At 49.2% G+C, this 9630-nt stretch carries 6 protein-coding genes; 5 read left to right on the top strand and 1 reads right to left on the bottom strand.

All coding sequences use genetic code 11. The features are described 5' to 3' along the window. Window positions 1-3: 3 nt before the first annotated feature. The gene (locus MJ768_RS07435) at window positions 4-1311 is read right to left on the bottom strand and encodes an IPTL-CTERM sorting domain-containing protein (protein ID WP_239289669.1); all 1308 of its coding nucleotides are present in this window, start codon (window positions 1309-1311) and stop codon (window positions 4-6) included. 729 nt (window positions 1312-2040) lie between these two features. On the opposite strand from MJ768_RS07435, the gene thpR reads away from it, so the two are divergent. From thpR to MJ768_RS07460, 5 genes are all read left to right on the top strand, one after another. Continuing rightward, window positions 2041-2589, top strand: coding sequence for an RNA 2',3'-cyclic phosphodiesterase (gene thpR / locus MJ768_RS07440; RefSeq protein ID WP_239289678.1), 549 nt, complete (start codon window positions 2041-2043; stop codon window positions 2587-2589). Between the two features lie 350 nt (window positions 2590-2939). Beyond that, entirely contained in the window at window positions 2940-4241 is a 1302-nt protein-coding gene (locus MJ768_RS07445) for a diguanylate cyclase (protein WP_256449836.1), read from the top strand. 817 nt (window positions 4242-5058) lie between these two features. Next, window positions 5059-6363, top strand: coding sequence for an MASE1 domain-containing protein (locus tag MJ768_RS07450; RefSeq protein ID WP_239289705.1), 1305 nt, complete (start codon window positions 5059-5061; stop codon window positions 6361-6363). Then, window positions 6360-8078 carry a putative bifunctional diguanylate cyclase/phosphodiesterase gene (locus MJ768_RS07455; protein WP_239289707.1) on the top strand — a complete coding sequence of 573 codons (1719 nt, stop codon included), beginning with the start codon at window positions 6360-6362 and terminating at the stop codon, window positions 8076-8078. The genes MJ768_RS07450 and MJ768_RS07455 overlap by 4 nt, the downstream gene beginning before the upstream one ends. Before the next feature lie 291 nt (window positions 8079-8369). Next, on the top strand, window positions 8370-9293 hold the full coding sequence (locus MJ768_RS07460; RefSeq protein ID WP_256449835.1) for an ion transporter: 924 nt from the start codon (window positions 8370-8372) through the stop codon (window positions 9291-9293). Window positions 9294-9630 lie beyond the last annotated feature (337 nt).

Below are 9630 nucleotides of genomic sequence, written 5' to 3' on the forward strand. Positions count from 1 at the left end.
CCGTTATACCTTGCCTGTCCTGCGTACTGCTACTAGGCCTACCATGGCCAGGAGTGTGACAAGCATGATCATCGCCCACTCGGACAGCGTGGGGATGGCCGTGGCGGGAGCCAGCGCAGAGACGATCAATGACACGCCGGCAGGGAGGTTGGCGTCGGTGAAATTGGTATGCAAGACGGGCAGTTGGTTGAGGTAGCTGCCTGATGCGGCTGCGGTCACGTCCACCGCCAACGCACAAGTGCCGGGCGCGCCGCCCGGGATCGTAGTCCCAGCCGGCAAGGACACGGTCGAAGTTCCCGCGGTCGCCGTCGGCAACCCACCACAGCTGGTGGTAACATTCGGGGTAGGTGCGATCACCATCCCAGAGGGCAAGTTGTCGTTGAAGCCCCCCGCAGCCACAGTGGCGACACCAACGTTGTTATTGCTCAAAGTAATGGTGAGCCTCGAGACACCGCCCGCAGCGATGGTGGTCGGGAAGAAGACCTTGCTGCTCGTGGCTTGCCCCCCAGGTGGCACCGGAGTAACGAATGGGGTGCAAGTAGGGACAGTAATTGTATTTGCATCGGTCGAGACTGTTCCGCCAAATGCCAAGGCTCTTCCTGTCACGTTTGCAAAATGTCCAAGCGCGATGCCAGCATCATCAATGATAGTTCCCACGAATGTAGGTGTAGCTGACGCTGCAGCATTTGCTCCAAGTGTCGTGGCGCCGATGGCAGTCCAAAATACATCAGACTCGCAGGCACCACCTGACACGACGACTCTGGAATTGGCTCCTGTAGTAATCGCCCCCCCTGACCTGAAGATGTAAACACCGGCGCCACTGAGAGTCACCGTCGTGCTTAAGGTTATCGTCATTGCGCCACCGCTGGAATAGCAACCCGGAGGGAAGACTCCAGGCCCGGCTCCAAGATTTATACTGTCTAGAGCAACCGCACCAACGCCGAGAGACGTACAGGACTGACTGTTCAAATTAACTAAGGCAGTGCCCTGGTTTCCTCCTGCTGTGGCATATGGACCATCGTTAATGTGTGTCGTGCCATTCACCGTGGGCACTACCGCGGGCCCGGTAACATATCCAACATCCCCATTGATAGTGGTTCCTGCTGCGGTATTGGTGTATGTACTGCCGAGAATGCCATATGTGGCTGATGTTCCAAGGTTTGGTGCAGTCGCGGCCAGTGCCGGGGCGGAAACAAATAAAAACGCTGCGCCTAAACCTGCCACCAAGCTACGAAAACTTCGACTAAAACTGGAGACCTCAGGAGGCACAGTGTGCCGGACTTGAGTGCTGAAAGTGGTCTTAATGCTCATTGAATTAATCCTCCTGAAGATATTCATATAGAATTTCGAAATTATTATATACCGTTAATTGCATGTGTTGTATGCGTTAGCGAACATAGCGCAACCGGCACAAAGCGTTGCCGGGCCTTCCTGTTTTTGGCAGCCGAATATTGCTGCCGCGAGCAAGGCACACATGACGAAGGTTGTGCTGAGGTTTTTTTCCGGGTTTCATCATGGATATATCCTGGTTGTCCGCTTGCGAAAGGACAGGCGGCGAAAAATGCGAAAATGGGGTCTAGCTATGTAGCATCCACCTATGCATCATTTTCCTTCTCGGGTAACGTGGTAGTGGACATCGAGAAATTCGATTCAGATAGTGCGAGACATGACAAAAGAAAGTCTGTTACTGCTGCTTACTCAATCTTGCGTCATGTCGATCATCACGGACCCAATATGGGAGATTACGAGCTCCCCATCACCCGGATCATGCTAGACAACTCTTACAGTGGTGGACATCCTGAGGTACAGAGTCAGATCACGGGGCTTGAGATCTGGGATGGCTTTCCCAGTAGGGTTAGAGCTAGCTGTTACTAGCCAAAACGCCGACTCATAACGTGAAGGTTGAACGAGGAAATATTCCAATAGTATTTCAATAGGGTCACCCATTGATTGACCCCAATGATTGCACTTTTGTACAACTTTTTTCTGCAACGAGCGCAGTGACTCGACCATGACAAAGGATGGGGTTAACATTTTGGAATGATATCAATTCAGGAAAAAAAAAAGTGGCGGCTGTTCTTCGCGCTATGGCCGAGTGAAACAGAGCGCACTGCGCTGGCCTTATGGCAACCACTATTACATGAGTTGTGCGATGGCAGGGCTATGCGACCTGCCACTTTGCATGTCACGTTGATGTTCCTCGGCGAGGTGGCAGAGAATCGTCTGGAAGCATTGCAGTTGGCGGCGCGAGAGGTGGATTTTCAGCGTTTTTATCTAGAATTGTTAGAGGCGCACTATTGGGGTCATAACCATATTGTGTATGCTGCGCCGGAGGTAGTCCCGTCCCAGCACACGTCTCTGGTGAACGAACTTCAAAGCAAGCTACTTAATCATCGTTTTCAATTCGAGCAGCGGCCATATAAGCCGCATGTGACACTACTCCGAAATGCCAAATGGAGCGATGCACCTCTACCGAGACAATCCAAAGTATGCTGGCAGGTGAGTGATTTTGTGCTAGTGCAATCGCTGAGCGATGAACAAGGCGCTTGCTATGAAGTGCTGGCTCGTTTTTCAGCGAAAGCGGATTAGTTATGATGAGTTGATAAAGAAAGAGTGTGGAGTTTTTGTCGAGATGCGTTACTCAATCAATAGAAATCGTCTAACTTCCACCATCATTTCTCGAAAAAATGGGGTAAGGTCTAGCAATGTAGTATCCTCCTATGCATCATTTTCCTTCTCGGGTAACGTGGTAGCGGACATCGAGAAACTCGATTCAGATAGTGCGAGACATGACAAGATAAAGTGTGTTGCTGCTGCTTATTCGATCTTGCGACATAATGGCGTTGATGTTGGCAAAAAAATGATTTCATCGGCAGCTATTGATTTCGATCTACATTTACTCAAATACTTTCAGGAAAAGATGAACAATGAAAGTCCTAATGTTGGTTTCGTCAAATTTTTCGCAAAATGCCATCCGTAGGCATTTGTCATTTCTTTCAGAAGAGCTTACTTTTGTCCATTCAGTTCAGGACGCGCGGATGTTTATCGTGGCGAGCGAAATGGACGTCGTCTGTGTCGAAGGCATACTGCCCGATGGATCCGGCATGGAGTTGTGCAAGGAAATCAGGAAACATCCCTCAGGGCATAACATCCCGATTCTGCTGCTCACCGGGTCAGAAGATCCAAATCTTGAAATAGATGCTAAGGAAGCCGGCATCACCCAGATATTTTACAAAGCTAACCTTGGCGCACTCGCTGACTACATCGCCGAATATGAGAAGGCTAGCCGGACGGCTGAAGCGCTAACCGGTAATGCACTGTTGGTCGAAGACAGCCCAATAATCGCCAACTTTTTGAGCGAAATATTACGCGGCATGGGCCTTACGGTGACGACACTGGCGAACGCCGAAGACGCCTTTGAAATCTTCAGGAAACGAAAATTCGACATCGTGATCTCGGATGTTCAGCTCGAAGGCGATCTCACCGGGCTTGGCCTGGTGCGTGCCATCAGGCGGCTTGACGAACCCTATTGTCGTGTACCTTTTCTTGCCATTTCCGGCACCACCAGCAAAGAGCGCCAGTTTGACGTCATTGGCTATGGTGCCAACGATTTTGTAGCGAAACCGGTCACCCCAAAGGAACTTGAAGTTCGGGTACACAATATGGTCAAGCATAAGCAATTGTTTGACCAAGTTGAGGCCCAGCGTGATCACCTGCGCCGTCTGGCACTAACCGACCAGCTCACCGGTCTGTTTAATCGGCACTATATGTCAGAGGTCGGTTCCCGGCGGATGACCGAGGCGATGAAGCATGGCATTCCGGTTAGCCTTTTGCTGCTTGACCTGGATCACTTCAAGAAAATTAACGACACCAAGGGCCATGACGTAGGCGACATCGTCCTGTTTGAGACGGCCAAGGTGATACGCGAGTGTTGTTTGAGCGGAGACATTGCTTCGCGGGCGGGTGGCGAAGAATTTTGTGTCACCCTGATCAACCGTGACCGGACCAACGCCATCGGCTTCGCCGAAAACCTGCTAAAGAAAATTGAGGCCAGCCTGCCCGAGGGAATTATTGTCACGGGCAGCATCGGTTTGGCCACGGTGGCCAAGGGCATGATAGTGGATTTCAAGACCCTGTTCAAAGCTGCCGATGAAGCGATGTACAAGGCCAAATCGGGCGGGCGCAACCGCGTTGAATCAGCTTTGGTAGCGCCGCTGGCTGCAGAATCTGGCACGAACTGAAAAGCTACGCTGGGCAAGCCGGGGGCTGAGGTGCCATCGACGGCGAGCGCAATGAAAAATGGTGTCTAGCAATGTAGTACATGCACGCGGGGGCACCCGCCAATTCCGGCTGAACAAATGATCGCCGAAATGAATGCAGCAATTGATCAGGTGGCCATTGAACAATCCAGCACGTAATGGCGAAGACAGCACAACTGGAGTTTGCCGAATGGGCGCGCAATCTTCCCCAGCAGTTTGAGTAGCTATTTAAAAATGCAAATGGCTGGGGGCCAGGTCTAGCAATGTAGTACATGCATGCGGGGGCACTTGCTAAATAGCACACCGCCTAATGCAACCTTTATAGACGTGACCCCAAAATCTTGTCGTCAAGCCGTGTCAGTCTGCGGTGTTGTTCAAACCCAGTTTCGTATTTCGCCGCCATCGCCAGAGTCTGTTGTTTCATTGCCGTCCACCATGTTTTTCAACTACGGTTAGAACGCACGACCTGTGAGATCGGTGGGCTTAATCAGCGTAGCCTTAAGTTTTCCATAGCGCTACCGTAATTAGCTTTGGGTGAGGATCAGTCGCATTAGCTCATTCCAATTGAGGCTTCAATTCTGCTGGTGGAAGGTTAGATATTCATCACAGAATATAGTGGGAACCTTTTCGAAAAATAATAACCAAAACTGACATAGGGGATATTATGCGCGTAAACATGCCAGTAACAAACATCGAGCGTCATCTCAAGGAAGGCGGCTATTACGTCGGCAGCTGGCGACTAATAATAGTTCGTGCAACATTCCAATAGCGTCGAACCGATAAAAATACAATCGACGCAATGCCGATTAATAAATTCACCTTTCCGAACACTTTAACTGAATGGCTAAACCAGCTTGGTATCGCCGCGCTTTACGTGTTTTTCGGCGTTGTCATTTATCGCTACTTCACCATCAATGATATTGGGAGTGCTATCTGGCCGGGTAGCGGCTTGGCGTTAGCCGCAGTACTCATCGGCGGCAAACGTTATTTATGGGGAGTATTTCTGGGTGCGCTGGTAGTAAATGCACTATCAAACGACTCACTTGTTTGGGTTGCAGGCGCCACATTGGCAAGCATGCTTGAAGTTCTCTTGGGCATTAGGTTGCTCACTCGCAGTGATAAATTTTCATCATCACTGAACACATTGCGTGACTACCTGTTGTTGGTTGTATTGGGAGGAGCTGTTGCCAGCATCATCGGCGCCCTCATTGGTACATTCGCTTTGCTACTTTCAGGTTTCATCACTCCAGCCGATTACTTTGAGAAAGCATTGCATTGGTGGATGGGCGATACGCTCGGTGTCGTAATGGTCACGCCTTTGATATTGGTTTGGTGGCATTGGTGGCGATCAAAGTCTGAGGATCGAACAGACAAGCAATGGTTGGAAGAACTGTTGCTGATAAGCATCACGTTTATTGGCGGACAAATCGTTTTCCTCGGCTGGTTCCAGGAAATTTTAAGCGACACACCCAAAGGTTTCATGATGTTCTTGTTCATCGCATTGATTGCCATAAGAGTTGGTATTCGTTCTACAACATTTGCCCTGAACATGGTAGCCATTCAAGCTCTATCAGGCGCTTACCTGAGAGTCGGTTTTTTTGCCAATGAAATAGCCAGTGCTGGACTCCAGAATTATTGGTTTTACATGCTGATTCTGTCTGGGGTCGGTATGACTCTGACTGCACATGTCAATGAACTCACCCTGAAGGAATTTGATCTGCGCGAAAGTACCCAGCACTTAAAAAAAATCCTCGATAATTTATTTTCCTATGTTGCCTTGCTGGACATCAATGGAGTGATTCTGGAAGTCAACAAGGCGCAGCTTAATCGGGTCGGATTCCACCGTAAGGATGTAATCGGCCAACATTTTCATGATATGCCATGGTGGTCATATGACGCAAAGGTACGAGCCCAATTAATGTGGGCCATTGAAGCTGCTAAGCAAGGCGAAACACGACGCTATGACGTGGCAATAAAAATTGGAGACAGCTTAGTTCCCATTGATTTCCAGATTTCACCGGTACGCGATGAAGGTGGCAAGATCTTTGGTCTGCTGCCAACAGGAGTGGATATTACAGCCCGCAAACAGCTGAGTCAGCGTTGAAGGAGAGTACGGCGGAGCTACAAGAAGCGCAGCGAATCTCCCATGTGGGCAACTGGCAACTGGACGTGGCGACTAATCACGTCGTTTGGTCGGATGAGCTTTACCGCATGTTTGGATTAAACTCGAAGTTGCCGCCGCCGAATTACGCCGAGCATTTCCGGCTCTTCACTTCTGAGAGTTGGGAGAGATTGAGCGCCTCTATGCTACGTATACAGAAAACGGGAGATCCCTACGAATTAGAGCTTGAGATGGTCAGGGCAAACGGAGAATGCAGGTGGATGCTGGCGCGCGGGGAAGCGCTGCGGAACACGAGTGGTGCAATTACCACACTTCGAGGAGTGGCGATGGATATCACCGAGCGCAAGAGTGCTGAGGAACAAATCAAACATCTGTCCGACTATGACACGCTTACCCAGTTGCCTAACCGGCGACTTCTAATGGATAGGCTGAAACATGCGACGGCTTCCAGCTCCCGTAGCAAAAAGAATTGCGCGCTGTTGTTTATTGACTTGGATAATTTCAAGACGTTGAACGATATTTTGGGTCACGATATTGGTGACATGCTGCTAAAAAAGGTTGCGGAGCGCCTTTCTGCCTGCATCCGTGAGGGCGATACCGTAGCTCGCTTAGGAGGCGATGAATTCGTGATCATCCTGGAAAACATGAGCGAAAATGTTTTGGAAGCAGCCAACCAAGTCGAGATGGTCGGTTTCAAAATACTCACTACCCTCAATCATCCCTATGACCTCGCGGGCAACCATCACATCAGTACTCCGAGTATCGGCATCACTTTGTTCAGTGGCCACATGGAATCCATGGAAGCATTATTGAAGCGGGCGGATATTGCCATGTATCAAGCCAAGAAGGCAGGCCGCAATACTCTGCGATTCTATGATCCTGAAATGCAGGCAGCTGTTATAGCTCGTGCTGCTCTGGAAGATGACTTACGTCACGCGCTGGCGAAAAATCAATTCAAGCTCTATTTCCAATTGCAGGCCAACCACAACCGTCAGATTACCGGTGCCGAAGTACTGTTGCGTTGGCAGTGCCCAAAGCGGGGCCTGGTTCCGCCCTTGGATTTCATCCCGCTAGCGGAGGAAACTGGACAGATATTGCCTATCGGGCAGTGGGTGCTGGAGACCGCTTGCGCCCAACTAAAATTATGGGAAGGTAACTCACTTACCCGGGATTTACAGCTTGCCGTAAATGTCAGTGCAAGGCAATTCCATCAAGCAGATTATGTCGAGCAGGTGTGTAAAGTACTGCGTAGCAGCGCGATCAAGCCCGACCGGCTCAAGCTGGAACTGACGGAAAGCTTAGTACTCGACAGCATTGAGGACACCATCATCAAAATGCATGCGCTCAGCGAAATTGGAGTGCACTTTTCCATGGATGACTTCGGCATCGGCTACTCATCTCTTTCTTATCTGACTCAATTACCATTCGATCAACTTAAAATTGACCAGTCCTTTGTACGCAATATCAGCGTAAAACCCAGTAATGAGGTGATTGTGCAGACCATCATCGGTATGGCCAAAAGTCTTAGGATGGATGTAATTGCCGAAGGCGTGGAGACGGAAGCGCAACTCGCCTTTCTGGAGCAACATGGCTGCATAGCCTATCAGGGCTATCTGTTTAGCAGACCCGTGCCACTGGAAGCTTTTGAACAGCTACTAAACCAAACTCATTCCTATCCGAAGTACAGTGTAGCGTGACATTTTGAGTTGTTAGTATTTTCAATGAGTGTGCGAAATAGATAATGATTTTTCACAAGGAAATAATCTTTTCAACCGCCTATGGCTTCAGAATAACCACAGATAACCTTACCTTCCATCGTCAGGTCTAGTAATGAAGTACATGCACGCGGGCATTAGCTAAATAGCACATCTCCTCATGCAATCTTTTTAGACCTGACCATGAAATTAGGATTTGACCCCGAAATTCGAAGCCAAGTAGATTTGGCTTCATTTCATTCAGCTCAACCGGGCTAATGTAAAAAATCATATATGAACCTTCGCCCCATACAAGTTCGACTGTTTCAAATACTCGAAAGCGAGGTTAAGCACGACCTCTCCGCGAGGTTTTGCTCCATCTTTATCTCCACGATAGTCTTGCTTAACATCATTGCTGTCGTGCTTGGATCCGTAAACACCCTATATCAACGGTGGGGTATCTATTTTGATTATTTCGAGTGGTTCAGCATCATCTTGTTTTCTGTCGAATACCTGCTACGAATCTGGGCGAGCGGAGCTCGCTTTCCACTAGACCAAGGTAATTATTGGCGTGGCCGCAAAGCCTATATCCTGAGCTTTTATGGCCTGATCGATCTAGCAGCTTTGGCACCCTCCTTCTTGCAAGTGCTCATTCCCGGTCTGGATTTGCGTATTGTCCGTGCGGTTCGATTGGTTCGTGTGTTCAAGATCTCACATTACAGTACTGCCATAGAAGATCTGGTGCAGGCCATCTATGACGAGCGGCGCTCATTTGCCGCAACGTTGTATCTGTTGCTGATCACAATCTTAATTACCTCTTCACTAATGTATTTTGCTGAAAATGAAGCGCAACCAGAGAAGTTCGCATCCATTCCCGACGCGATTTACTGGGCGGTAATCACGCTGACCACGGTTGGGTATGGTGACTTCACGCCAGTGACATGGCCTGGCCGTGTCATATCGCTTTTTACCGCATTTCTCGGCGTATGCACGGTTGCCATCTTAACGGGTATCGTTGCTTCGGCATTTGCTAACCAGATGGCAAGACGTAGGGTTATTTTTGAAACGGAGCTTCGCAAGGCTTTTGCCGACGGAATGATTTCCCCCCAAGAAGATCAAACCCTTGACCAACTTGGTAGAGCATTTAATCTTTCCCCAGAAGAAACGGAAAGGATGATAGATAAGGTTCGCGAAGAATTAAGCAAACGCCAAACATAAATATCCATTGAGCACCATACGGAAATGTCTCAAATGCAATTCAGCCCAACTGCCGGGCTGAGTTGTCATCGACGGAGAGCGCAATGGAAAATGGGGTCGCCCATTGCTGTCTCTTCGTGACATTTGGTTGACGGCACACTTCAAAACCTTACAATCCCCATAGGTTCCGTTCTCCGTGGGTTCAGCTCAACGAAGTTTATCCGCCGCCAATAAGATCGCGGGTTTAACAAGTTTGGAGAGGGCGGCAAAAGATTTCTCAATTACGACTAGCAGCCTGTCGGGCTTCCCCCCGTTAAAGAATAAAATACCAACAAATCACCACTAAGAAATAGTATAA

The organism is Candidatus Nitrotoga sp. 1052, from assembly GCF_927312905.1.
In the GTDB taxonomy this organism is placed as follows: Bacteria; Pseudomonadota; Gammaproteobacteria; order Burkholderiales; family Gallionellaceae; genus Nitrotoga.

What these genes read in the sequence shown, in the direction of transcription:
- MJ768_RS07435 (WP_239289669.1), bottom strand. Translation starts at nt 1,311, where the DNA reads ATGAGCATTAAGACCACTTTCAGCACTCAAGTCCGGCACACTGTGCCT.
- thpR (WP_239289678.1), top strand. Translation starts at nt 2,041, where the DNA reads ATGATATCAATTCAGGAAAAAAAAAAGTGGCGGCTGTTCTTCGCGCTA.
- MJ768_RS07445 (WP_256449836.1), top strand. Translation starts at nt 2,940, where the DNA reads ATGTTGGTTTCGTCAAATTTTTCGCAAAATGCCATCCGTAGGCATTTG.
- MJ768_RS07450 (WP_239289705.1), top strand. Translation starts at nt 5,059, where the DNA reads ATGCCGATTAATAAATTCACCTTTCCGAACACTTTAACTGAATGGCTA.
- MJ768_RS07460 (WP_256449835.1), top strand. Translation starts at nt 8,370, where the DNA reads ATGAACCTTCGCCCCATACAAGTTCGACTGTTTCAAATACTCGAAAGC.